Origin of the sequence: Polyangium mundeleinium, assembly GCF_028369105.1 — a bacterium.
GTDB classification, from domain to species: domain Bacteria; phylum Myxococcota_A; class Polyangia; order Polyangiales; family Polyangiaceae; genus Polyangium; species Polyangium mundeleinium.
In genome coordinates this window covers 7,570,538-7,594,754 of record NZ_JAQNDO010000001.1, presented here as the reverse complement: position 1 = coordinate 7,594,754, position 24,217 = coordinate 7,570,538, and the positions used below count along the sequence as shown (strand labels likewise).

23 protein-coding genes are annotated in these 24,217 nt (G+C 69.5%); 7 read left to right on the top strand and 16 right to left on the bottom strand.

All coding sequences use genetic code 11. From position 1 onward, the window contains the following. Positions 1-40 precede the first annotated feature (40 nt). From POL67_RS30200 to POL67_RS30190, 3 genes are read right to left on the bottom strand one after another with little or no spacing between them, the layout of a single operon-like run. Positions 41-1,480: a cytochrome P450 gene (locus POL67_RS30200; protein WP_271923374.1), complete on the bottom strand. Its 1,440-nt coding sequence runs from the start codon at positions 1,478-1,480 to the stop codon at positions 41-43. A 58-nt stretch (positions 1,481-1,538) separates the two neighbouring features. Continuing rightward, positions 1,539-2,291 (bottom strand): SDR family oxidoreductase, encoded by a 753-nt coding sequence (locus tag POL67_RS30195; RefSeq protein WP_271923372.1) that lies wholly within the window; start codon positions 2,289-2,291, stop codon positions 1,539-1,541. A gap of 9 nt (positions 2,292-2,300) precedes the next feature. Further along, complete coding sequence (locus tag POL67_RS30190; protein WP_271923370.1) at positions 2,301-2,738, bottom strand: 6-pyruvoyl trahydropterin synthase family protein; 438 nt, start codon at positions 2,736-2,738, stop codon at positions 2,301-2,303. A gap of 79 nt (positions 2,739-2,817) precedes the next feature. On the opposite strand from POL67_RS30190, the gene POL67_RS30185 reads away from it, so the two are divergent. From POL67_RS30185 to POL67_RS30175, 3 genes are all read left to right on the top strand, one after another. Next, positions 2,818-3,456 carry a MarC family protein gene (locus POL67_RS30185; protein ID WP_271923368.1) on the top strand — a complete coding sequence of 213 codons (639 nt, stop codon included), beginning with the start codon at positions 2,818-2,820 and terminating at the stop codon, positions 3,454-3,456. A gap of 58 nt (positions 3,457-3,514) precedes the next feature. Next, positions 3,515-5,482: a hypothetical protein gene (locus POL67_RS30180; RefSeq protein ID WP_271923366.1), complete on the top strand. Its 1,968-nt coding sequence runs from the start codon at positions 3,515-3,517 to the stop codon at positions 5,480-5,482. 127 nt (positions 5,483-5,609) lie between these two features. Further along, complete coding sequence (locus tag POL67_RS30175) at positions 5,610-7,556, top strand: hypothetical protein (RefSeq protein ID WP_271923364.1); 1,947 nt, start codon at positions 5,610-5,612, stop codon at positions 7,554-7,556. Between the two features lie 52 nt (positions 7,557-7,608). On the opposite strand, the gene POL67_RS30170 is transcribed toward POL67_RS30175, so the two are convergent. The 7 genes from POL67_RS30170 to POL67_RS30140 all read right to left on the bottom strand — a co-directional run bounded on the left by POL67_RS30170 (position 7,609) and on the right by POL67_RS30140 (position 14,997). Beyond that, on the bottom strand, positions 7,609-8,958 hold the full coding sequence (locus POL67_RS30170) for a pyruvate dehydrogenase complex dihydrolipoamide acetyltransferase (RefSeq protein WP_276076058.1): 1,350 nt from the start codon (positions 8,956-8,958) through the stop codon (positions 7,609-7,611). A 45-nt stretch (positions 8,959-9,003) separates the two neighbouring features. Beyond that, positions 9,004-9,990, bottom strand: a complete 987-nt coding sequence (locus POL67_RS30165; RefSeq protein WP_136930007.1) for a pyruvate dehydrogenase complex E1 component subunit beta — start codon at positions 9,988-9,990, stop codon at positions 9,004-9,006. After that, positions 9,987-10,967, bottom strand: a complete 981-nt coding sequence (gene pdhA, locus POL67_RS30160; RefSeq protein ID WP_271923359.1) for a pyruvate dehydrogenase (acetyl-transferring) E1 component subunit alpha — start codon at positions 10,965-10,967, stop codon at positions 9,987-9,989. Before pdhA ends, POL67_RS30165 begins: the two co-directional genes overlap by 4 nt. A gap of 79 nt (positions 10,968-11,046) precedes the next feature. Then, complete coding sequence (locus POL67_RS30155) at positions 11,047-11,538, bottom strand: hypothetical protein (protein WP_271923357.1); 492 nt, start codon at positions 11,536-11,538, stop codon at positions 11,047-11,049. Further along, a complete protein-coding gene (locus tag POL67_RS30150) occupies positions 11,535-12,821 on the bottom strand; it encodes a putative metal-binding motif-containing protein (RefSeq protein WP_271923355.1) in 1,287 nt (428 codons plus the stop codon). Before POL67_RS30150 ends, POL67_RS30155 begins: the two co-directional genes overlap by 4 nt. A 12-nt stretch (positions 12,822-12,833) precedes the next feature. Next, a complete protein-coding gene (locus tag POL67_RS30145) occupies positions 12,834-14,249 on the bottom strand; it encodes a serine/threonine-protein kinase (protein WP_271923351.1) in 1,416 nt (471 codons plus the stop codon). A gap of 13 nt (positions 14,250-14,262) precedes the next feature. Then, positions 14,263-14,997, bottom strand: coding sequence for a CPBP family intramembrane glutamic endopeptidase (locus POL67_RS30140; protein WP_271923349.1), 735 nt, complete (start codon positions 14,995-14,997; stop codon positions 14,263-14,265). A 24-nt stretch (positions 14,998-15,021) separates the two neighbouring features. Between POL67_RS30140 and POL67_RS30135 the strand changes: the two genes are divergently transcribed. Next, positions 15,022-15,804 (top strand): prolipoprotein diacylglyceryl transferase family protein, encoded by a 783-nt coding sequence (locus POL67_RS30135; protein WP_271923347.1) that lies wholly within the window; start codon positions 15,022-15,024, stop codon positions 15,802-15,804. Here POL67_RS30135 and POL67_RS30130 read toward each other — a convergent pair. The 3 genes from POL67_RS30130 to POL67_RS30120 are packed head-to-tail and all read right to left on the bottom strand — an operon-like array spanning position 15,710 to position 17,412. Continuing rightward, positions 15,710-16,105 carry a hypothetical protein gene (locus tag POL67_RS30130; RefSeq protein WP_271923345.1) on the bottom strand — a complete coding sequence of 132 codons (396 nt, stop codon included), beginning with the start codon at positions 16,103-16,105 and terminating at the stop codon, positions 15,710-15,712. The two genes, POL67_RS30135 and POL67_RS30130, sit on opposite strands and share 95 nt — an antisense overlap. A gap of 5 nt (positions 16,106-16,110) precedes the next feature. Beyond that, positions 16,111-17,193 (bottom strand): hypothetical protein, encoded by a 1,083-nt coding sequence (locus tag POL67_RS30125; protein ID WP_271923343.1) that lies wholly within the window; start codon positions 17,191-17,193, stop codon positions 16,111-16,113. An 18-nt stretch (positions 17,194-17,211) separates the two neighbouring features. Beyond that, complete coding sequence (locus POL67_RS30120; RefSeq protein ID WP_271923340.1) at positions 17,212-17,412, bottom strand: hypothetical protein; 201 nt, start codon at positions 17,410-17,412, stop codon at positions 17,212-17,214. A gap of 305 nt (positions 17,413-17,717) precedes the next feature. Here POL67_RS30120 and POL67_RS30115 point away from each other — a divergent pair, with 305 nt between their 5' ends. Further along, positions 17,718-19,118 (top strand): serine/threonine-protein kinase, encoded by a 1,401-nt coding sequence (locus tag POL67_RS30115; RefSeq protein ID WP_271923338.1) that lies wholly within the window; start codon positions 17,718-17,720, stop codon positions 19,116-19,118. A gap of 408 nt (positions 19,119-19,526) precedes the next feature. Here POL67_RS30115 and POL67_RS30110 read toward each other — a convergent pair whose 3' ends face one another. Next, positions 19,527-20,096 (bottom strand): hypothetical protein, encoded by a 570-nt coding sequence (locus POL67_RS30110; RefSeq protein WP_271923336.1) that lies wholly within the window; start codon positions 20,094-20,096, stop codon positions 19,527-19,529. Between the two features lie 88 nt (positions 20,097-20,184). Beyond that, a complete protein-coding gene (locus tag POL67_RS30105) occupies positions 20,185-20,925 on the bottom strand; it encodes a hypothetical protein (RefSeq protein WP_271923334.1) in 741 nt (246 codons plus the stop codon). 68 nt (positions 20,926-20,993) lie between these two features. Here POL67_RS30105 and POL67_RS30100 point away from each other — a divergent pair, with 68 nt between their 5' ends. Further along, entirely contained in the window at positions 20,994-21,869 is an 876-nt protein-coding gene (locus POL67_RS30100; RefSeq protein WP_271923332.1) for a hypothetical protein, read from the top strand. Between the two features lie 7 nt (positions 21,870-21,876). Here the strand turns inward: POL67_RS30100 and POL67_RS30095 are convergent, their stop codons facing one another. Next, entirely contained in the window at positions 21,877-22,461 is a 585-nt protein-coding gene (locus POL67_RS30095) for a nucleotidyl transferase AbiEii/AbiGii toxin family protein (RefSeq protein ID WP_271923329.1), read from the bottom strand. 11 nt (positions 22,462-22,472) lie between these two features. Between POL67_RS30095 and POL67_RS30090 the strand changes: the two genes are divergently transcribed. Further along, positions 22,473-24,137, top strand: a complete 1,665-nt coding sequence (locus tag POL67_RS30090; protein ID WP_271923327.1) for a hypothetical protein — start codon at positions 22,473-22,475, stop codon at positions 24,135-24,137. Positions 24,138-24,217: the final 80 nt, after the last annotated feature.

The window sequence follows — 24,217 nt, the reverse complement described above, 5'->3', positions numbered from 1 at the left end:
AGCTAGGGGGGCGGAGGCGAGGTGACGGGCGGGGAGGGCGTCAGGGCGCGCTGCGGCGGCGGACGCGGGCCCAGATTCCGCCTTTCGGGCGGAGCGTGGTGAACGTCTCGGGCTCGACGTCCTGAGGCTCGACCTCGAAGGACAAACCCCGCATCAGCGTGGCGAGCACGACGGGCCCTTCCATCAGGGCGAAATGGTTGCCGATGCACACGCGGGGCCCCACGCCGAACGGGATCCAGGCCGATTTGTGGCGCTTCGCCTCGTTCTCCGGGGAAAAACGGTCCGGATCGAACCGCTCGGGATCGGCGAAGAGGTCCTTACGGTGGTGCATGCCGTAGACGTTCACGAAAAGAATCGTCCGCTCGGGGAAGGTATGGCCGCCGAGCTCGACGCGCTCGAGCGAGCGCCGCGGCAGCACGATGACCGGCGGATAGAGGCGCAATGCCTCCTTGAAGACCCGCGTCGTGTAGGCGAGTTTTTCCGGGTCGTACGACGTGGGGCCCTCGGGGCCGAACGCATCGGCCTCGGCCTGCACCTTCGCCCGCGCGGCCGGGTCGCGCGAGAGCAGGTAAAACGACCAGGCGAGCGCGGTCGCCGTGGTCTCGTGCCCCGCGATGAAGAGCGTATTGGCCTCGTCGCGGACCTGCTTGTCGCTCATGCCCTCGCCGCCGAGATCGGCGTCGCGCGCATACAACAATCGCGTGAGCAGGTCTTTTCGGTCTGCGTGGCTCGCGCGCCGATCGTCGATCATCGCCTGAATACGTTTGTCGAGGACCTCGAGCGCCCGCACGACGGTGGGATCGCTCCGGCCGGGCATCAAGATCGGCGCGTCGAGCGCGGCGCGGGCGCGGGCGCGGACGTCCTCGAGCCACGGCGGGAGCTTTCCGTCGAGGAACTCGGTCATCTCCAGCGCCGAGACCTGCAGCGTCATGTACGGCGTCGCCATGCGGTCGTTCACCCAGCGGAGCGCGACTGTGAGCGCCTCGCCGAGCTCGTCGGCCTCGTCGAAGGTCCGCGCGTCGAAAAGGGCACGGCCGACGACGCTCATCGCGATCCGCGTCATCTCGGCGGCGAGGTCCGTGCGCTCTCCCTCCTTCAGCCGCTCGCGGGCGCGCAGGGCCTCGCCGTTCATCGCGCCCACGTAGGTCTGGAGCTGCGTCGGATGAAAGAGCGGCGAGAGCAAGCGACGCTGGCGCCGCCAGAGATCGCCCTCGCTCGTGAAGAGACCCTGGCCTGCGAGGTCGTGGAGCAGGATCCGGATCCCGGGAGATTTTTCGAAGCTCCGGGCCTTCTCCACGAGCATCTCGTGCGCGGCCTGGGGCCCGTTCACGAAATAGAAGCTGCGATGGAGCATCCGGGCCGCGACGATGTCACCCTGGTCGGTGACGCGCCGGAAGAAGGGCAATCGGTCGTCCTGGAAGAGATGGCCGTGCCCGAGCAGGTTGTCGCCGGGGGCCACGGGGATCGCCGTCGGGGTCATACCCCCCGATAACACATCCGCCGGCGCGACGGCAGCCGCAGCGCGGGGCCTCCGCCCCTCAATCGGGCATCGAATCCGGCGGCGTGGCCCAGCCGAGGTGCTGGCCGCCATCCACCGCGATCATCTGCCCCGTCACCGCGCGCGCCGAGAGCAGGTACCGCACGGCGTCACAAACGTCCTCGGGCGTCGCCCCGCGGCCGAGCGGTGTACCGGCGCATTGCGCGGCGAACTGCTCGGGCGTTTGCTGCGCGCTCGGCAGCGTCGGCCCCGGGCCCACCGCGTTCACCCGGATGCGCGGCGCGAGCGCGAGGGAGAGCGTCCGCGTGAGCGCCCAGAGCCCGGCCTTGCTCACGGTATACGTCGTGTAATGCGGGCTCAAATTCCACACGCGCTGATCGAGGACATTCACGACCGCGCCCTCCGCCCCTTCGGGCAGGCGCCGCGCGAATTGCTGCGTGAGCACGAAAGGCGCCCGGAGGTTCGCCTCCATGTGCAGGTCCCAGCTCTCGCGCGTGGCCGTCTCCGGCGTGTCGTACTCGAACGTCGAGGCGTTGTTCACGAGCGCCACGAGCGGACCCACGAGGCCCGCCGCGCGCTCCACGAGCGACGCCGTCTCCGCCTCGTCCGCGAGGTCCGCCGCGACCGCCGCCGCGCGCCCGCCCGCCGATTCGATCGCGGCGACGAGGCTCTCCGCTTCTTCCCGCGAACGGTGGTAATGAACCGCCACCGAAAAACCGTCCCGCGCGAGCATCATCGCAATCGCGCGGCCGATTCGCTTGCCGGCGCCGGTGACGAGGGCTGCCTTGCTCATCAAAACCTCTCAGCGCTCGTCGTACGTCGCGACGGCCGTATCCGTCTCATAGAACGACACGGCCGTGACGGGCACGCCGTGCGCGCGCAGGTGGTCGAAAATGAGCTTCGCGAAATTCTCGGCGCTCGGATTCACCGGCAGCGTGAGGAACGCCTCGCCCGCCTGCTTCAGGAAGGGAATGACGGGATCGTCCTCCCGCAGGATCAGGCGGTGGTCGAACTGCGCGAGGATCCACTCCTTGCCGGCCTTCTCGATGTCGAAGAAGTCCGCGACGAACCCTTTGCGGTCGAGCGTGGGCGCCGAGAGCTCGATCTCGACGCGGGCGTTGTGGCCGTGGATGCGGGCGCAAGGGCCCTCGTAGTCCAGCAGGCGGTGGCCATAACAAAACCGCACTTCTTCGGTCACGCGGAACATGCGGAAGGCGAGATACCGCGGCGTCCGCCCCACGTCAACCCACCTCGCCGGACCGATGTGCCTGGCTTCTCGCCCGTTCCGGGCTATAGCGAGCGCATCCGGGGATGCGCCCTTGACCGAGCTCGTGACGTTTTTCTTCGTCGCCCTTTCGGCGGTGTTTTTCGTGGTCGACCCGATCGGCGTCGTGCCGATTTTCCTCGCCATCACGTCGAACGATGCGCCCGATAAGATCCGGCAGATGGCGCGCCGCGCCTGCGTCACGGGGTACTTCATCCTGATGACGTTCGCGATCTTCGGTGGCGTCATTTTCAAGATCTTCGGCATCAGCCTCGGCGCCTTCCGCGTGGCGGGCGGGCTCCTGCTCATGCTCACCGCGCTGGACATGCTGCGCGCCAAGCGTGCGGGGACCCGCACCTCGCCCGAGGAGACCGAGGAGAGCGCCCGCAAGGAGGACGTGGCCCTCGTGCCCCTCGCCATGCCCCTGCTCGCTGGCCCGGGCTCCATCGCCAGCGTGATGGTGCTCATGTCCCAGGGCAACACGCGGAGCCTCCTCTTCGCCGTGCCCGTCCTGCTTGCCGTCACGATCACGTTTGTCGCGGCCTATTACATCCTGCGCGCGGCCTCGCTCGTGCAGCGTGTCCTCGGGCAGAGCGGCGTGGCGATCCTCGAGCGCGTGATGGGCCTCATCCTCGCCGCGATCGCCGTGCAATTCGTCGCCGACGGCGCGCGCGATTTGCTGCGCACCCCTTGACGATCGCCTCCCGGCCATGTCTCCTCGCGGAGTCCTTACCCTTACAAGGAGGCATGACATGATCGGTCGACGTGGGACGATGTTTGGATTCGGCCTGGTGGCGCTCTTCGCGCTCGCGGGGTGCCCCGACCAGGTGACTGGCGGCGGCAACGGTGGCACGGGCGGCACGGGCGGCACGGGCGGCACGGGCGGCGCGGGCGGCGGCACGGGCGGCAGCGGCAATGGGGGCAACGGCGGGAGCGGCGGCCAAGGCGGCGGCCCCGCGGCCTGCGTCGCGGCCGAGCGGCTCGACCTGCTCTTCGCGATCGACAATTCGCGCAGCATGGCCGACAAGCAGAACATCCTGGCCCGGGCGATCCCGGACATCGTGCAGGGCGTCGTGAATCCGCCGTGCATCGACGCGATGGGCGTGCCCGCGTCCATGCAGCCGAGCGGTCCGGAGGTGGCCTGTCCCAGCGGCACGCACCGCGCCTTCGAGCCGATGACGGACATCCACATCGGCGTCATCACCTCCAGCATCGGCGGCCACGGGTCCGATGCGTGTCCGGACGTGGATGCGAACAGCAAGGAGTGCTCGCCGAACCCGAACACGACGAACAACGACAAGGCCCACCTGCTCTCGCGCCTCGACCAATGTGGCGGCGTGAATGCGCCCACCTACCAGAACAAGAACTTCCTGGCCTGGGATCCCCAGCAGCAGCTCGAGCCGCCGGGCGAGGACCAGGTCGACGACGGGATGGGCGGCGGCCTCGTGCCGACGCTGCGCGACATGGTCATCGGCGTCGGGCAGATCGGCTGCGGCTACGAGTCGCAGCTCGAGAGCATCTACCGCTTCCTCGTCGATCCGGAGCCCCACGAGACCATCTCGGTCGTGGACAACAAGGCGACGCCGCAGGGCGTCGACACGGTGCTCTTGCAGCAACGCGCGGAGTTCCTGCGACCGGATTCGCTGCTCACCGTGCTCATGCTGACCGACGAGAACGATTGCTCGACGAAGGAGTACGGGCAGTTCTATTACGTGAACCAGCTCCGCGTCGGCGCGACGAACGTGCGCCTGCCGCGCGCGCGACAGGAATGCGCGGTCAATCCGAACGATCCTTGCTGCAAATCGTGCGGCCAGGATCCCGGGCAGTGCCCGGCCGATCCGACGTGTACCAATCCGCAGGGCGGGCCAGCGCTCTACACCGCCGACGAGGACAGCATCAACCTCCGCTGCTGGGAGCAGAAGCGCCGCTTCGGCATCGATTTCATGTACCCGATCGACCGGTACGCGCAGGCCTTCAGCCAGCCCGTGATCGCGAACCGGTTCGGCGAGCTCGTTCCGAACCCGCTCTTCTCCGACCTCGACCCGACCGACAACCTCACGGCCATTCGTGGGCCCGAGAAGGTCCTCATCACGGGCCTCGTGGGCGTGCCCTGGGAGGACATTGCGCGGGACAAGAACGACGCCTCGAAGGGCTTCAAGTCCGCGGCCGAGCTCGCGGCGCCCCTCGACGCGAGCGGCGCCACGACCTGGGACGTCATCCTCGGCGACCCCGCGGGCCAGGTGAAGCCGCTCGATCCGCTCATGATCGAGTCGATCCAGAAGCGCACCGGGACGAACCCGATCACGGGCGACGCCCTCGTGGACGCGTCGACGCCGAACGCGAACCCGATCAACGGGCACGAGTACACGATCAACAACGACGATCTCCAGTACGCGTGCATCCTGCCGCTCTTGCCGGGCGAGCAGCGCGACTGCACGAACACGAACCTCACGGCGTGCGATTGCTTCGAGCCGAACAACGACAACCCGCTCTGCGCGGCCGACCCCGCGAACGGCGGGCACACGCTCCAGGTCCGCGCGAAGGCGTACCCGGGCCTCCGGCCGCTCGCGTTGTTCCAGGCGCTCGGCGATCAGGCGGTCGTCGGCTCGGTTTGTCCGGCGAACCTGAGCGACATCGCGTCGCCGTCGTTCGGCTATCGGCCGATGGTGCGGTCCGTGGTCGAGTGGCTCACGCGCCGCAACTGCCCGAACAACCCGTGAGGGGATAGGTGCGAGGGTGCGCCCCGCGAACGGGGGCGCACCCTTTTTATTTGCTGCGCTCCCCTTGACGATCGCCTTGGGGGCCAGGTCTCCTCGCGAGGCCCTTATCCTTGCAGGGAGGCATGGCATGATCGGTCGACGTGGGACGAGCTTCGGATTCGGTCTGGTGGCGCTCCTCGCGCTCGTCGGGTGTCCTGATCAGGTGACGGGCGGCGGCACGGGCGGCGTGGGCGGCGCGGGCAGCGGCACGGGCGGCAGCGGCAACGGCGGCAGCGGCGGCACGGGCGGCGGCCCCGTGGGCTGCATCTCGGCCGAGCGGCTCGACCTGCTCTTCGCGATCGACAATTCGCGCAGCATGGCCGACAAGCAGAACATCCTGGCCCGGGCGATCCCGGACATCGTGCAGGGCGTCGTGAATCCGCCGTGCATCGACGAGATGGGCGTGCCCGCGCCCGTGGCCACGCAGCCGAGCGGTCCAGGCGTGGCCTGTCCCGCCGGCACGTTCCGCGCCTTCGAGCCGATGACGGACATCCACATCGGCGTCATCACCTCCAGCATCGGCGGCCACGGGTCCGATGCGTGTCCGGACGTGGATGCGAACAGCAAGGAGTGCTCGCCGAACCCGAACCCGACGAACAACGACAGGGGCCACCTGCTCTCGCGCCTCGACCCATGCGGCAGCGCGCAGGCGCCCACGTACCAGAACAAGAACTTCCTGGCCTGGGATCCCCAGCAGCAGCTCGAGCCGCCGGGCGAGGCCGAGGTCGACGACGGGATGGGCGGCGGCCTCGTGCCGACGCTGCGCGACATGGTCATCGGCGTCGGGCAGATCGGCTGCGGCTACGAGTCGCAGCTCGAGAGCATCTACCGCTTCCTCGTCGATCCGGAGCCCTACGAGACCATTTCGATCGTGAACAACAGGGCGACGCCGCAGGGCATCGATACGGTGCTCTTGCAGCAACGCGCGCAGTTCCTGCGGCCGGATTCGCTGCTCACCGTGCTCATGTTGACCGACGAAAACGATTGCTCGACGAAGGAGTACGGACAGTTCTATTACGTGAACCAGATCCGCGTCGGCGCAAGCAACGTACGGATGCCACGCGCGCGGCAGGAATGCGTGCTCTACTCGGACGATCCGTGCTGCAAATCGTGTGGCCAGGATCCGGGGGAGTGCGCGCCCGATCTGTCGTGCCAGAACCCGGACGGCCAGCCGGCGCTCTACGACGCCGAGGAGGACGACATCAACCTGCGCTGCTGGGATCAAAAGCGCCGCTTCGGCATCGATTTCCTCTATCCGATCGACCGGTACACGCAGGCCTTCACCAAGCACATGATCCCGAATCGCGCCGGTGATCTCGTGCCGAACCCGCTCTTCTCCGACCTCGACCCGACCGACGACCTCACGAACATCCGCGGGCCCGCGAAGGTCCTCGTCACCGGCCTCGTGGGCGTGCCCTGGCAGGACGTGGCGCGAGATAAGAACGACGCTTCGAAGGGCTTCAAGTCCGCGGCCGAGCTCGCAGCGCCGATCGGCGCGACCGACTTCTCGACCTGGGACGTCATCGTCGGCAGCAGCTTGACGAACTTCAAGTTCAAGCCGCTCGATCCGCTCATGATCGAGTCGGTCAAGAAGCGCGTCGGCACGAACCCGATCACCGGCGACCTCCTCGTGGACGCGGCGACGCCGAACGCGAACCCGATCAACGGGCACGAGTGGACCATCCCCAACAACGACCTCCAGTACGCGTGCATCCTGCCGCTCCCGCCGGGCGAGGCGCGCGACTGCACGGACCCGAACCTCACGGCCTGCGATTGCCGCACGCCGTCGAGCGACAACCCGCTCTGCGAGCCCGATCCCGCGAACAACCATGCGCGCACGCTCCAGGTCCGGGCGAAGGCGTACCCGGGCCTCCGGCCGCTCGCGTTGTTGCAGTCGCTCGGCGATCAGGCGGTCGTCGGCTCGGTTTGTCCGGCGAACCTGGACGACCTCGCGTCGCCGTCGTACGGCTATCGGCCGATGGTGCGGTCCGTGGTCGAGTGGCTCACGCGCCGCAACTGCCCGAACAACCCGTGAGGGGATAGGTGCGAGGGTGCGCCCCGCGAACGGGGGCGCACCCTTTTTCTCGTCAGGAGACGAGGATCTGCATCGGGCGCTCGAGCAGCGCCCGCAGCGCCTTCAGGAAGGCCGCGCCGACGGCGCCGTCGATGACGCGGTGATCGCAGGAGAGCGTCATCGCGAGGCGGCGACCGGGGACCACGGCGTCGCCCTTCACGACGGGCTCGCGCCGCACCTGGCCGACGGCCAGGATCGCGCCCTCGGGCGGGTTGATGACCGCGGAGAACTCGTCGATCCCGTACATGCCGAGGTTCGAGATGGAGAACGTGCCGTTCGCCATTTCCTCCGGCTTGAGCTTCTTCGCCTTCGCGCGGCCCGCGAGATCGCGGATCTCCGCGCCGATGGCGGTGATGCTCTTCTTGTCGGCGTCGCGCACGACGGGCGTGACGAGGCCCTCGGAGACGGCGACGGCGACCGAGATGTCGACGCGGCGGTGCACGAGAATGGCGTCGGGCGTATATTGCGCGTTGCACTCGGGGACGCGGCGCAAGGCAATGGCGCAGGCCTTGACGATCAGATCGTTGAGGGAGATCTTCGACGCGTCCTTGCCGGGCTCGGCCGCGGCGGCGAGCTCTGCGTTGATCTGCTCGCGCAGCGCATTCAACGGATCTGCGTCGACGTCGATCGTCAGATAGAAATGCGGGACCGTCTGCTTCGACTCGACGAGCCTCCGCGCGATGGCCTTGCGCATCATGCTGAGCGGGCGCACCTCGGGCGCGGCGAGCTCGCCCGGCGCGGCCGCGGGGGCCTGTGCCGGCGCGGGCGCGGCCGCGGGGGCCTCTGCCGGGGCGGGCGCGGCCTTCGGGAGCGCGTCGAGGTCCCGCGCGACGATACGGCCGCCCGGGCCCGAGCCCGTGACGCCCGCGAGGCTCAGGTCCCGCTCCCGGGCGAGCTTGCGGACGTACGGCGAGGCTTTGACCCGCCCAGGCTCGCCCGCGGGCGCGGGAGCGGGAGCGGGAGCGGCTGCGGGAGCGGGAGCAGGAGCGGCTGCGGGAGCGGGGGCAGCGGCCGCGGGAGCGGGGGCAGGCGCGGCTGCGGGGGCAGGCGCGGGCGCGGGCGCGGCTTCGGCCTTCGGGGCCGGCGCCGCGGTCGGCGCTTCGCCGCCGCCCACCTTCGCGACGAGGGCGGCGACGTCCTCGCCGGGCGCGCCGATGATCGCCACGGGTTGTCCGAGGCGCACGACGCTGCCTGCGGGCGTCAGGATCTTGAGGATCGTGCCCTTGTCGAAGGACCGATACTCCATCGTCGCCTTGTCGGTTTCCACCTCGGCGAGCAGATCGTCGACGCCGATCGTGTCCCCTTCCTTCTTGTGCCAGACGCTGATCTGTCCCTCCTCCATCGTGGGGGACAGCTTCGGCATATCGAGAACCTTGGCCATGTGACGTCTCCGATCGGCGTGTGACGTTCAGCCCTTCCGGTACAGCACCTCGCGGACCGCGTCGGCGATCCGATCGGGTTGCGGCAGGACGTACTGCTCGAGCTTCGCGTTGTACGGCATGGGTACGTCGCGGAACGTGACGCGCAGGATCGGCGCGTCGAGCTCGTCGAAGGCGAGGCGCTGGATGCGGTCGACGATCTCGCCGCCCACGCCGCCGTACGGCCAGCCCTCGTACGTGAGCACCGCGCGGTGCGTCTTCTGCACCGTCCGCACGAGCGCCTGCTCGTCGAGCGGCCGCAGCGACCGGAGGTCCACGACCTCCGCGTCGATGCCCTCCTTTTCGAGCTGCGCCGCCGCTTCGAGCGCGAGGTGCACGGGGCGACCGTACGCGATGATCGACACGTCCTTGCCCTCGCGCGCGATCCGCGCCTGGCCCATCGGCACGACGACATCCGGATCGTCCGGCACCTCGCCCTTCACGTTGTAGAGCGTCTCGCTCTCCATGAAGAGCACCGGATCGTCGTCACGGATCGCCGCCTTGAGCAGCCCCTTCGCGTCGGCGGGTGTCGCGGGCGCGAGCACCTTGAGCCCGGGCACGTGCGCGTAAAAATGCTCCATCGCGTGCGAGTGCTGCGAGCCCACCTGCCGCGCCGAGCCGTTCGGCGCGCGCAGCACGATGGGCACGTGGAGCTGGCCGCCCGACATCTGCCGGATCTTCGCCGCGTTGTTCAGGATCTGATCAAACGCGACGGCCGAGAAGTTCCACGTCATGTACTCGACGATCGGCCGGAGCCCGACCATCGCCGCGCCGATCGAGATGCCCGTGAAGCCGCTCTCCGTGATCGGGGCGTCGATCACGCGCTTCGGGCCGAAGCGCTCGAGCATGCCCTCGCTCACCTTGTACGCGCCCTGGTACGCGCCGACTTCCTCGCCGATGAGGTAGACGCGCTCGTCGCGCTCCATTTCCTCGATCATGGCGGCGCGAACCGCCTCCCTGTAGCGCATGACGCTCATCGCGCGAATGCTCCCTTGTAGGTGGTCGCCTCGAGCAGCTCGGGCCCCGGCTCGGGGCTCTCCTCGGCGAAACGAACGGCGTCCTCGATCTCGGCCTCGATCTCGGCCTCGATCTTCTGAAGCGCCTCTTGATGGCCTTTCCCTTCGAGCTCGCCGCGCGAGACCAGGAGCGGGTCCTTGCGCTTGCGCTCTTCGAGCTCGTCGGGCGTGCGGTACTTGCCCGGATCACTCATCGAGTGGCCGCGGAAGCGATACGTGCGCACCTCGACCAGCGTCGGCTCGCTCGTCGTCCGCGCGCGGTCGATCGCCTCGCCGATGCGGTCGTACACCTCGAGCACGTGGTGCGCGAAGAAGCGATCCCGCGCCATGCCGTAGCCCACCGCCTTCAGCGAGACGTCCTCGACCGAGAGCGTGCGCGCGAGCGACGTGCCCATCGCGTACTCGTTGTTCTCGACCACGATCACGATCGGCAGCTTCCAGAGCGCCGCGAGCGACATGCCCTCGTGGAAGTCGCCGATGCTCACCGCGCCCTCGCCGAGGAAGACGATCGCGACGCGCCCGTCCTCCCGGTACTTCGAGGCGAACGCGGTGCCGACGGCGAGCGGCACGTGGCCGCCCACGATGCCGTAGCCACCGAGCATGTTGTGCTCGGCGTCGAAGAAGTGCATCGAGCCGCCGAGGCCCTTCGAGCAACCCGTCACCTTGCCGAAGAGCTCGGCCATCGCCGCGCGCGAGGTCATCCCGCGGGCGAGGGCGAGGCCATGATCACGGTACGTGGTGATCGCGTAGTCCGTCGGCTGGAGCGCCGCCACGGCGCCGACGGCCACCGGCTCCTGGCCGATGTAGAGATGGAGAAATCCACCGATCTTGCCCTGCGCGTACGCGCGCGCCGCTTCTTCCTCGAAGCGGCGGATCTGGAACATCTTTCGATACAGAGCGAGGTGGAGCTCGTCGGAATGCTTTCGCGTCGTGGTCATGAGGTGATCGCAGCCTCCCGGCCCGTGTGCGTGTCCTCCGCGGGCGTGATTCTGTCAAGTCCCGGCTTTCCCGTCTGCATCATCCGCACGTCCCCCCGCAACTCGTGCGGATGCACCCGGCCAGGGATTCGAGGTCGGAGACGGCCTCGGCCGTCGCCTCCTTGGGACAGGCCTTGACGGCGCAGCCGTCGAAGTCCGCCTCCGTGGGGGAGAGACACCCGGCCGAACGCGCGCAGTCCCAGAGCGCGTCGCACGGCGTCCCGACGTCACACGTGACCGCCGCCGCGCAACACTGCCCGTAGACGCACGTGTCGCACGTGGTCGCGCCCATGCCCGGATCACACGCCGAGCCACCCCCCACGCCGCCCTGACCGCCTTCGCCGCCCTGGCCGCCTTCGCCGCCCGCTCCGCCGCTGCCCCCTGCGCCGCCCTCACCCCCGGTGCCGCTCGCGCTGGGGAAGAGCGGACCCTCTTCCTCGGAGCCGCAGCCGTAGGGCAGGGCGGCCGCGAGAGCCACGGAGAACAAGAGCCAGCTCGCCTTGCGCGTCACGCGCCTCGTCCCGTGTTTCATCGCGTCCTCTTCGCCCTTCGCGCGAGCAGCCCCGCGAGCGCGGCCGAGACCCCGAGGCCCGCGAGCGCGAAGCTTCCCTGGGTCGCCGGCGCGAGCGAGCAGCCGCCGCGGTACTCGACAGTCACGGGCGCCGCCGGCGCGTCGCCGCCGTCGGTCGTGCCCGCGTCGGGGTTCACCTCGGAGCCGCACTTGCCCGCCTTGCAGATCAGGCCCTGCGCGCAGTCCGTCTCGCCCTCGTCGATCTGGCCGTCGCAGTTGTCGTCCTTGTTGTTGCAGAGCTCGGGCAGGCCCGGCGCGACCTCTGCATCCGTGTCGTCGCAGTCGGTGTCGCCGCAGAGGACCGAGCGCGCGCCGTCGCCGTCGAGGTCGAAGCACTCGACGTTCTGATCGTCGAACTCGTTCGTCCCCTGATCCCCCGCGCCCGTGGAGCAGTCCATCGGCGACGGCCCGCCGCTCACGTCGATCACGCCCACCGGCGGCGCCGAGACGGTGCTCGCGTGGATGCGCACGATGCCGCCGCCGCCCGAGCCGCCGACGCCGATCGTGCCGATCCCGCCCGCGGCGCCCCTCGCCGTGATCTTCGCCTTCGGCCCCCAGTCGATGACGTACGCGTCGAGGATCACGTGGCCGCCCGCGCCGCCGCCCGCGCCGATGTTCGCGAGCACGTTGCCGTTCGCGCCGTTCGCCGCGATCGTCCCGTTGATCTCGATGCGCGCGGCTTGCAGCCAGACGCCGCCGCCGCCGTTGCCGCCGCTCGCGCCCATGCCGGGCGTCGCGCTGCCCGAGCCGCCCGCGCTGCCGAGGTCGAGCATCAAGGGGGTGCCGTACGACGAGCCGCCGAGGCCAAATGGCCCGCCGCACGCGGGCGCCTGGGTCGTCCCGTCGCCGCCGCCGCCGAAGTAGGCGCCGCCGCCGCCCGCGCTGTTGCCGTTCACCTGGCCGCCGCCCATGCCCTCGCCGGGCTGGCCCGCCTTGCCGGGATGACCCGATCCCGTGGCGTCGATCAGGGCGTCGGACTCGATGACGATGCGGTTGGCGCGGATGTGCAGCCGACCCGTCGAGGGCCCCGAGCCCTTGGCGAGCACGCGGAGCACGGCGCCGCTCTTGATGGTCAGGACGTTGAAGTCGTTCGTGACGTCGCCGGGCAACGTCGCCGGCTGGCCCGTGTTCCCCACGGTGAGCGACTGCGCCGCGTAGGCGGCGCTCGAGGTGCCGAGGAGCAGAGCCGCGGAGGCCGCGGCTCGGGCGAGAGAAGCAAGTGAACGGCGTGGGCGCATGATCATGGCGAAGGGCCTCTACGGTTTGGCCGGCGTGGGTGCGGCCTGGGAGGCGGCCGGCGGCGCCGGGGAAGAGGGAAGGGCGGACGGCGCGCTCGTGGGGCTCGCCGACGGGACGCTCATGGACGACGCCGAGGGCGCGGCCGACGCGGAAGGCGCAGGCGCGCTCGCGTCGAGGCCCGCGTCCATCTCGCTCGGCGGGCCCGCGTCGGCCTCCTCCGGAGGAGGATCGTCATCGTTCGCGGAGCTCGCCGGCTCGACGCGCGGGCGTGAAGTGCGCGGCTGCGGCGTGGACACGGTCGGGCGAGGTTTGTCCGCCGAGGCGGGCGGCGGGACGTCGGCCGACGTGCTCGCCGAGGGCAGGGCGCGACCGTCCGTGGACTCGCCTTCGTCGTGGAGCGCCAGGCGCACGAGCAAGAGGGCCGTGAGCGTGACGACGGCCATGCCGAGCAGCACTTGCCCGCGCTTGCGCTCGGACGGCAGCGCGTCGGCTGCGACGAGCGGCGCCTCGTGGTGGATGGACGCGGCCGTCGCGCGGCCGGGCCCGCTCGGCGCGGTCGCGCGCGGCGGCGGCAGCTCCACGGCGGGCGCGAGCGCCTCGGCGAGGGCCTCGCCGAACGCCGCGCAGCTCTCGAAGCGATCGTGCGGGGCCTTCGCCATCGCCACGGCGAACACGTCGTCCACGGCGGCGGGCAGGCCGCGGCGCGTGGCGAAGCGGTTCGGCGGATCCCGGGCGATTCGCCCCGCGACCTCGACGGCGTCATCGCCGGGGAAGGCGCGCTCGCCGCAGATCGCTTCGTACAGCGATGCCGCGAGCGAGAACTGATCACTCGCGGGGGAGAAATTTTTCCCGCCGAACGTCTCGGGCGCGCTGTAGGCGGGCGTCCCCATGAGGCCGCCTGCGTGCGTGAGCGTCGAGTCGGGGAGCTTGGCGATGCCGAAGTCGGCGATCTTTCCGCCGGTGCGCGAGAGGATGATGTTCTCGGGCTTGATGTCGCGGTGGAGGATGCCCTCGCCGTGGGCGAACGTCAGCGCGCTCCCGAGCTCGCGCGCGAGCCGCGACGCCTCGCCGGCTGGCATCGCGCCGGCCTTCAGGCGTTGCTTGAGCGTCGGCCCTTCGACGTACTCGAACACGAGGTAGAGCCCGAGCTGCCCGTCCTCGCCCATGTCGTGCAGCGTCACGAGGTTCGGGTGCGTGACGCGCGCGGCGGCGCGGGCCTCGTGCCGCATGCGGGCGAGCAGGCCCTCCCGCACGTCACGCGGGATCAGCAGATCGGAGCGCAGGAGCTTCACCGCGACGTCGCGGCCGAGCACCGGATCGTGGGCGCAGAGCACGCGGCCCATCGCGCCTTCGCCGACGAGGCGTAAGACCTCGTAACGCCCGATGATCCTGGGCAGCTCGAGATCGGGCTGGGAGGGTTGGGGCTCGGGCACGCGTTCGTCGGTTTTAGCCGCCAGAGGCGAGCGAGGGAAGGGCGGATACGCTTCGAGCGACGAACAGATCGAGGCTCGCGCCGAGCGCCCAGTGAAGCAGGAAGGGCCCGAGCATCGAGCGACCGCGGAAGGCGAGGGCGCCGAAGACGAGGCCCCCCGGAACGGTCAGGAGGACCTCCAGAGCGGGCTTGCCCACGTGGACGAGGGTGAAGGGCACGAGGTGCAGCACGACGGCGGCCGGCCCGCCGAGGTCTTGCGCGAGGCCCACGACGAGCAGGCCCCGGAAGAAGAACTCCCAGGCGAAAAACGCGGCGCCCCACAGGGCGATCCACCCGATCCACCCTCCGATCCCGGAGATCCCCGCGGTGTGGGCTCGGTAGTGCGCGGCGACCCCGGGCACGCGGGAGAGGATCGCGGCGCCGAGCACCACGAGGGGCAAAAGCCCGAGCGTGACCTTCCCCCAGCGCCGCGTGTCCCCGATCCCGAGCCCGAGGTGTTCAGGTTTCTGGGTGAGCCCGATCCGCGCGAGGACGAGCGGCACGGCGAAGAGCAGCACCACGTGGGAGAGGACCCAGCCGGCGTGCCTGTGCATCCGCGGATCGAGCAGCGGCGCGATCGGCCGGACGAGCACGCCGCCGATCGCCATGCCTTCGAACCGGAGGAGCGCGAGGAGCGCGCAGGCCACGGCGAAGACGAGGATCGCGCGCGGGATGGATGACACTCGCGAGCTCGTGCCATCGCCTTGCATGCCGTGGCATCGTAGCAGCCCCGCGTGATTCCCTGGTTCACGTTTCCCGCCTTGCCGTTCGGCCTCCACGCGTTCGGCCTCCTGCTCACGCTCTCGGTGATCGTGAACCACCTCGTCCTCGTGCGGCGCGCGCGTGCGCTCGCGCTTGGCTCGAAGGGGGCGATCGAGGCGCTGGCGATCGGCACGGTGGCGGCGGCGATCGGCGGCGCGTACGGCGTGGGGAGGCTCGTGGGCGGAGGCGGGACGCTCTCGTCGGCGGGCGGTTGCCTGGGCGCGATCGTGGGCCTCGTGGGCCTCGCGCGGGTGCTCCGGATGCCCGTGCTCGCCGCGGCGGACGCGACCACGTACGCCTTCCCGTTCGGGTGGATCTTTGCGCGCGCGGCCTGCGCCTTCGCGCACGATCATCCGGGCCGGCTCTCCTCGTCCGTCCTCGCCGTGCAGTACCCGGGCGGCGCGCGCTTCGACCTTGGCTTGCTCGAAGGGATGGCGACGCCGCTGCTCGTCGGGATCGTCGTGCTCGCTTCGCGCCGCGCGTCGCGGCCGGGGGTCGTGACGGGCGCGCTCGCGCTCGCTTACGGCGCCTTGCGTCTGGGCCTGGATTTCTTGCGCGCGGAGGACGGTCGCTTCTCGGATCCCCGGTGGCAAGGGCTCACCGCGGCGCAGGGGGTTTGCCTCGGGGTGCTGATCCCGGCCGGCATCACCTTGCTCCTGCTCAAGGCCACCCCGTCGCCGCCCGCAGCGCTTGCCCGAGGAGCGAGCTCACCGCATTCGCCGCGAGCGCCCACCCGAACGCCCTCCGCGCCCTGATCCCCGCCTTCCAGAAGTACGCCGCCTCCACGGCCACGGCGAACCCCTCCGCGAGCACGCCGTAGCCGAGGTAGTACCCGAGCTCCCCCAGCACGAACCGCCGATCGGCGTGGATCGCAGCCACGTACAGCGATCGCCACACGGCGGGCAGGACGAACCACACGACCGGATGCGTGATCGCGCTCGCGCCGAACGCGACGAGCGGGCGCACGCCGAGCGCGCGCCGGTAGATCGGCACCTCGATCGCCTGCGTCAGGACGAACGCCACCACGTACCGGGCGAGCGCCTCCCCGGTCGACATCCGCGTCAGGGGGTGGAGGCTTGGTTCGAGGACGCGGGGCGGAAGCCCTCGGCCCAGAGAAGCGCGCCCGCGGCGAGCTCCAGGTGGCCGTGGAAAAACGCGAACCGCAGGTAGCCATCCCGCGCGGCGCCCGGGCCGAAGAACGCCCACACGATGAGCGCGAGCGCGCCGATCGCCGAGAGCCACAGGATCCAGCCGCCGATGTCCCCCGCGAGCGCGCGGAAGCTCTGCCGGTAGGAGCGCGGCGTCTTGCTCGGACGATCGTCCTCGGGCATGAGCCGGAGCCAGACGATGTAGTGCGCCGCCTGCGCGAACGCGTAGAGCACCACGAACCGCACGGCGAGCGGGCTCGTCGGCTGGGGGCTCAACGTCCACGTGAGGTACCGCATCCCGAGCCCGGTCCAGGGCGCCTCCGCGCCCCCGCTCCACGCGAGCAAGGGCTGCGCCGCGCCAAGCAGCAGCGCCGCCGTGCCCGCCACGAAGAGCGCGATCGGCACGAGGTGCAGGCGCGTCGTTCGTGGCCGCCAGGCCCACCAGATCACGACGGCGACGAGGTTGTGCAGGTGCGCGAACGCGAGGTCGGCGAACCACCCCGCGCGCTGCGCGACCAGGAAGAGCGCGCCCACCACCGAGAGCCCGATGAGCCTGCGCGACCACGACGTCCGCGCCACGCAGAGCGCGAGCGCCGCGCCGGCGAGGCCCCCGCGCACCCCGAAGCCAAGGCCCGCGGCGAGGATGCCCACGCCGATCGCCGCGAGCACGAGCGGCCGCCGATGCAGGCCCGGCCGCGCCACGAGGTAACGCACGTCCGCGAGCACGTGCGGGATGCCCCAGACGAGCGGCCCGAGCACGAGCATCACCACAGGCCACGACGAGGCCAGGAGAAACGCAGCGACGAGGAGGACCGAGCCGAGGACGGCGACACGGCGCTCGCGATCGGTGAGGAGCGAGCGCGAGAGGAACGGGCCGAGCAGACGCAGGCCGAGGCGGCGCAGGTGATCGAGGCCCGCGAGCGGGGCGTCGAGCGGCGGCGCCGGGATCGCGCCGACCGAACCGAACAGCCTGTGAAGCCGTCCTTCCCCTTCCATGCGACGCCTCGGCGCGCCTCAGATGGCGCGCGCGCCCTCCTGCAGGGGGAGCGCCGGCCGCTTGCTCATGGCCCCATCCTCGCCAGCGTCGGCAGGCGCCGGAGGCGGAGGCGGCGGCGGACCGTCGTTGCCGAGGCACATGTCACGCGCGCCGAACCCGGCGCCCACGAACGCGAAGAAGCTCAGGCGCGAAGCCATCCGCAAGAAAGAAGCCTTCATCGACAACCCCTCATCGGGCCAAAGCCAAGCACGGGTGCGCGGGCCCAGGCTGCACCCTCTCTGCTTATAGACGATTTCAGCCCTCCGCCCCAACCTCTCTCCGTCACCGGAGACGGTAGAACACACGCAAATCACCCCTCTGTCGCGAGGAAGCGGGGCAGGGTCGTGAGGGAATCAAGCCAGGTGGTAAGGGAATCGAGCCAGGTGGTGAGGGAATTTGCCAGCGACGAACGGCTGCTCGGGGCGGGTTGTTCTAGGCTCGCGCGGGCGGTAAGCGTAACCTTTCCGACGCGAGCGAAACGTTGATGAAAGCCGGCACCAGGATTGGTGGAAAATACCGCCTCGTGCGCCCCCTCGGGGAGGGGGGGATGGGCGTCGTATGGGCTGCAATCAACGAGCTGACCGAGCGCGAGGTCGCGCTGAAGCTCCTCCGCGGCCTCGACGCCTCCGAAGACGCGCGCCTCAGGCTCCTCCGCGAGGCCCGCGCCTGCGGCCGCATCGTCCACCGCAACGTCGTCGAGATCTACGACGTCGGACAAACCGACGCAGGCGATCCGTTCCTGGTGATGGAGATGCTGAGCGGCGAGACCGTGGGCGAGAAGCTCCATCGCGAGCGCAAGATCGTCCCCGCCGTCGCGCTGCGCATCGCCGCCGAGACCGCACGAGGCCTCAAGGCCGCGCACGCAGCGCGCGTGATGCACCGCGACCTGAAGCCCTCGAACCTGTTCCTCCACGAGGAGCCCGGCGGCGAGGCCCCCGTGCTCAAGATCCTCGACTTCGGCGTCAGCAAGACGCTCCAGCAAGGCGCCGACTTCACGGCCACCGGCAAGACGATGGGGTCGCCCGCATACATGAGCCCCGAGCAGGTGCGCGGGCTCAAGACGGTCGATCACCGCACCGACCTCTGGTCCGTCGGCGTGGTGCTCGCCGAGCTGCTGAGCGGTCGCCGCGTGTTCCAGGGTCTCACCCCCTACGGCGCCGCAGCCGAGGTGCTCTCCGGCCGCATCCGCGGTTTGTCAGACCTGATGCCCGACGCCGACCCGCGCATCGCCGCCGTCGTCGACCGCTGTCTCCAGCGCGACGTCGACAAGCGATGGAGCACCGCCGACGAGCTGCTCGAAGCCCTGACGCCGCTGCTCGGCGACGACCGGCCAGGTCTGACCCCCGCAGCCGCAGTGAAGGTGCAGCGGTCATCGATCGCGCCCGCACCTCCGCCCCTGCCCGTCATCACCGGGGTGAACGCCGTCGCCGACGAGGTGACCTCGACCGAGTTCGCGCCGCCGCCGATGATCGACGACACGACCTCGGCCTACGCCGTGCCGCTCGACATGCGCGACACCGTGCGCCCAGCACCGATCAGCATGCCCCCATCCGGCGCACACGGTCTGCCCATCCTCGGGCGCGACTCCGCGCCCCCCGACGAGCAAGACGTGACGCACGCCGACTCGATCCCCGCCGGGCTCATCGCAGCAGCCGCAGAAGAAGCCGCCTCATCGTCAGGCGCAGTGCCCGTCGTGCTCTGGGACGACTACCTCCGCAAGAAGTCCGAGGAAGTCCCCGACGCGCCGTCCGCCACATCCGAGAGCGGTTCGCTCGTAGCTACACTCGCGGAAGCAGCACCAAAGCGTCGGCTCGGCGTCTACGCCGCCGCCGGGCTCGCGTTCGTGGCGCTCGTGGCGTTCGTGGCGTTCGTGGTGGCGCGGTAGGTTCGTGCCTGGGGCCGCTGTGCCGGGGCGCTGCCCCGGACCCCGCGGGGGCTGTTCGCCCCTCGACCCGAACCAGGCACGGCCTGGACCGAGGGTGGAAGAACTGCGCGGTGCGCAGTTCTTCCAACGGGCCGGTGGCAAGACCATGGAGGTGGGTTCCAAGCCGGCGACGCGCACGCTGCCGGCTGAGCCTGCAGCGCTGTGGCCTGGGTGGGCAGGCCCGTCGCTGGTCTTGACCCTGGCTGTTCGATGAACTGCGCGGAGCGCAGTTCATCGACCCCGCGTCCAGCGCTTGCGCTGGTCCGGGTCCAGGGGTGGACAACCCCTGGTCGGGGTCCGGGGTGAAACCCCGGCGCGGCGCCTTCGCCAAGAAGGGTCGTTGCGGCTCAAACTGTCACGGAGCTGCGCTCAACCTGCGCAGCCGGGGCACCGCTGGCGTACGAGGTCTTCGGCTCTGCGTACGCGATCCTTTGCGTTTGCGCAGCGCGTGTCGTCGTCGCCGGTGAGGTCGCAGAGGTGCGTGGCGGCGCGGCCCATCGATTCGAGGGCGCGGCATGCTGTCATGCATGGGTCTGACGAGACGGGTGCGGCTTCGTCCGAGGCGGGCGCCCCGGCCTCGGCGCGCTTTGCTTCGGCTTCGGCTTTCGCCTCGCCTGGGGCTGGTGCGGGCATGGTGGCTGTGGGCGTGGGGGGCGGCGTGGCGTAGGTCGGCTGCTGGGGGGACTGCGCCTGCGTTGCGCCGAAGGGCTGCTGCGCCATTGCTTGTGCGGGCCGGGCTGGGGAGAGACCGAGTGCGAGCTGCACCTCGCGCTCGGCCTGATCGAGTGCGGCCACCGGGTCGTCGGACCGTGCTTCGGCTGCGCCTCCGGCCTGGGGTGAGGCCATGCCGCCGCCGCAGCCTGAGACGAGCACGGGGGCGGCGATTGAGACCAGGGCGAGAGCGACAATCCGCGTGGCGCGGCGGGGCTTGCGTTTCATGCAGTCTCCACGGTGGACGTTCGGCGCGCTGGATACGGCTCACCAGCCTGGTTGGCCTCGGCCGGGGAACGCGCGAGCCCTTGGGACCTTACAGCCCCATGACGGCCCGGGCGCCGGTCTCGTGCATCTCGAGCAGCTCGGTCGTGTAGGTAGGGCCGCCGACCGCTGTGCCCTCGGCCCGGACGAACCCGGTGATGGGCACGGCGGGGTGACGGAAGAGGGTCGCCTTCTTCTTGACGTCGAGGGCGGCGAACTCGGCGTCGTAGACGAAGCAGCCCTGGAACACGCCGGCTGTCACCTTCGTGTCCTTGCGCTCTGTCTTCGTGAAGTCCGGCGGATTCAGGGGCGCGACGTACTCCTCCACCTGCTCGGCGGCGATGAGCACCTCACGTGGCTCGGACGTCTCCCGCACGGGGCCGTCCATCGGCTTCTGGCGCAGCTTGCGGACTGCGTTCTTGTCGAAGCCCTTCTCCGCGGCGCCCTCCACCAGGAACTGGACGAGCGACGTGTGGGAGGGCGTGTTTGCCTCCACCTCGTACCAGAATGCGTCGCCTTCCTTTCCCACGATCCGTACGAAGACCTGGGACGGCGGCGAGCCCTTCGGCTCGATGGCGATGCGGATCCACTGCCCCACGGCGAGCGGCTTCCGCGTGAAGGCCTCGGCGGCTGGGTACTCGCGCGGAGCGCGCGCGCTCTTCTTTTCGCTGGGGCTCGTCGTCGACGCGGCGGGCGGGGCTTGATCCTTGGCCTGGTTCTCTTGTGTCCCCTTGCAGCCGAGGGCGACGAGCGCGAGGAGCAGGGGGGACAGGCGCATCGGGATTCGCGTCATCGGGAGGAAGGAAGCACGACGCTGAAGGAAATGGCAAGCGCGACAGGCCTACGATAGGCTCGCCGGTCATGTCCTTGCCCGATGGTTATTCGTCGCTCCGCGCCGAGGAGAAACTCGACGCGTTATGGGCTCGCGTGAGCTCCGATCCGTACCCGGAAAACGCGCTCCCCACGAGCGTCCCGGGCCCCTGGGGGCGGCGCAAGCTCTTCAGCACGGCATTCAACCGCGGCTCGTTCGAGCTGCCGGGGGACGAGCTCCCGCCGGATCGCCCGAAGCTCGTGCACACGTACGGCACGTGCGCGCGCGTGACCCTGAAGGTCACGGCGCCCCACCCGTACACGGGCGTCTTTGCGAAGGGCGGCGCTGCGCTCCTCCGCTTCTCGGATGCGAAGGGCGGAGGCAGCTTCGCGCCCTCGATCGCGCTGAAGTTCTTCGTGAACGGCAAGCCCTCGCTGAACTTGCTCACGCTGCCGACCGACCATCGCGAGAAGGGCGACTTGCGCTGCTTCTCCAGCGTCTATTGCAACTCCACCGTGCCGGCGAAGGAGTTCGATTCGAAGCTCGTGCAGGGCGCGTTCCAGAAGGCCGCGAAGGCGCTCGGCGGCACGCGGCTCTACAGCGTCTATCTGCCGCTCCACCACCTTGCGGGCATGCACCTGGACGGCGCGTCTGCGGACAACCCCGTCGTCCCCGACCGCATCGAGTTCCACCCGACGGAAGAGGCGAAACGCGCCTGCCCGGACGCGTTGGACTTCCGGCTCTCGCTCGGCCGCGTGCCCGCGGGGATCAAGCTCTGCGACGTGCACGTCGCGCCGAAGATCGACCAGCCGACGCAGCCGATGGGCGAGCTCTGGCTCGACAGTACGTTCGTTGCGTCGAGGTATGGGGACGAGCGGCTGTTTTTTGCGCACGACGTCGGGCCGACGGAGCCGGTCCCGCATTGAGCGGTGTTCAGCGTGATCGCCAGGTCCACGCGACGGGATCCCAGGTCCCGTCGTGGCCGGCGAGGATCGGATCGAGGAAGGCGCGCGCTTGGGAGAACACGGCTTCGAGCGTCGGCCAGGGGAGCGCGTTTTCGCGGGCCATGTCGGCGTAGGGGACGCTCCAGCTCGGGGGCGGCGCGGGCAACACGGCAGGGATCGGATGCACGGCACGGAACGTGAAGGTTGCCGCGAGGGTGCGCCGGAGCGTCGCGCCGTCGAAGGGGCCTGTCGTGGCGAGCAGGGCCATGTCGGGGAGGTCCTTGACGCGTGAGTTTTCCCGCGGGCGAGGCAGCGTGTACGCGTGCACTTTCTCGGCGAGGTGCACCTCGCGGGCGTAGGCGCGGATCGTGGTCGGGGGCAAGCCGGCGAAGTGGAAGAAGTCGTCGCTCGTGCTCCCGTCGCCTTCGATGGTGGGATGGCGAGGGTGGGGGATCGCCTCGAACTGCAGGTGATCTCCGAGTACGGTTCCATCCCCCCTGACCCGGCAGAACGTAGAGGGGGTTTCACGGGCGCGCGAGCGGGTCGAGGCCAGGAAGGCCGCGGGAGCGTACATCGTACGCTGCCGTGGTCGACCGACGCATCGACCCGTTTCGCAGCCTGCGGAACACCCATCCCGTAACGAATGCAAGATTCAGGATGACCCAAATGCCAACGGTACGCGACTTCATCGGTTCACGAGGCCACCTTTCCGCACGGATAGAGGGGCTCTCGCTGGAGGACCCTGCCCGGCTTCTTCTAGGTGCAGCCCTCCTGTCCCTTGCAGCGTGCGGCGGCGAGGAACCCGTCTTCACGAAGCTCTTCACGACCGAGCACTTCGTGTACTATTCGGAAGAGGGACACACGCCCCCGTGCGACGGTACCGATCAGTGGCTCGAGCGCTACTACCGTGCGAACGCTAAATTTCTAGGAGCAGCGCTTCCACCTGGCGAAAGGATAGAATTCTATCGTCATAAAAGCAATGCCTCGCTGCCGTTGTTCGGATGCCCTCCGACGAGCAGTGGCTGCGCCGCGGGGACAACAATCCACTCCGTTGGTGCAGTGCACCCTCACGAGATCGTGCATGCAAATGCTTCTCTTTTGGGAGACCCGCCGTACCTTTTTCAAGAAGGCCTTGCCGAGATCATGGGCTGCCAAGAGATCGGGGATCTCGGCGGGCCCGCCGAGTTGCCTGAACCCCTCGAGACGTTGGTGGAATCAGCAGCCTTCACGGATTGGGTTGCTGCCAACGGCTATAGCGTTTACGGAGCGAGCGCAAGCTTCGTGCGATACCTCATCGATACGTTCGGCGCGTCGAGCTTCTTGTCGTTTTATGAACGTGCACAGCGAGGGGATTCCCGTGAAGAAATCGAAGCCATCTTCCAGGCTTCGATGGGGAGCAGCCTCGATGACGCGTTTTCGGATTGGCGGACGAAACCACTTCCGTATGGCAGTGAGCTCTGTCTCCGACTCATGGATTGCGATCCGAGCATGCCGCCGCTGATCGACGCCGAGGTGGCCATGGGCTGTGGACCGTCAGGCGGCTATGGGGAGACGCTTTTTCGGTTCGAGGTACCGACGGAACGCACGCTCCGTATCGCGACGGAGCCAGTCGCAACGGAGCCGCAGGCTCTGTCGTTCGTCAGCTTTTATCACTGCGCTGACGGAAATGCTATCGGCAAGCCTGAGAGAGCCGGTGGGTTTCTCGTGGACGCAGACCTCAACGTTCACCTCGATCCCGCGCAACCGGCGAGGGCTTTTGCGCTGGACGTGCCGCCGGGTGAATACGTAGCATGGTTCTCGACACCTGATGAAGCTCGGATTCAGGTCGACGTCGAGGAGCGGGGCAGCCCGATGAGGAATGCGACCTGCCAAGTGGCGGAAGAGCCGCTCGCTCTGGACGACAAGCATCAGACGATACTCACCAGCCGATGGAACGAACGGTCATGCAATGGACCGTGGTGCCCGGGGCAAAGCTGGGACGTGTCGATCGGAATGACGGGAGGAGCGCTGGAGGCGCAGGCTGTCGTCGTGAACAACGAGGCCAATACCTCCCCAGGCGAGCTTTACATTTGCTCGGAGCCGTGTCCGCTGGACACCAGCAATTGTGAAATCATCACATTGGACACCGTGAAGGGGAGTCGCGTCCGATCGAAACAGACGTTCGAACCCGGCACCGTATTGCACCTCGGTGCACCGGCAGCGCCGTTCGCAGAATACTTCAACGTGCGGCTGCGCGTCGCTCCGGAATAGAGGCTCGGGAGCGGGGGACCCTTCTCTTGCTGGGCTTCCTGGGCATGCCCCGGCCTCCTGAGCGAACATCCAAGGGGAAC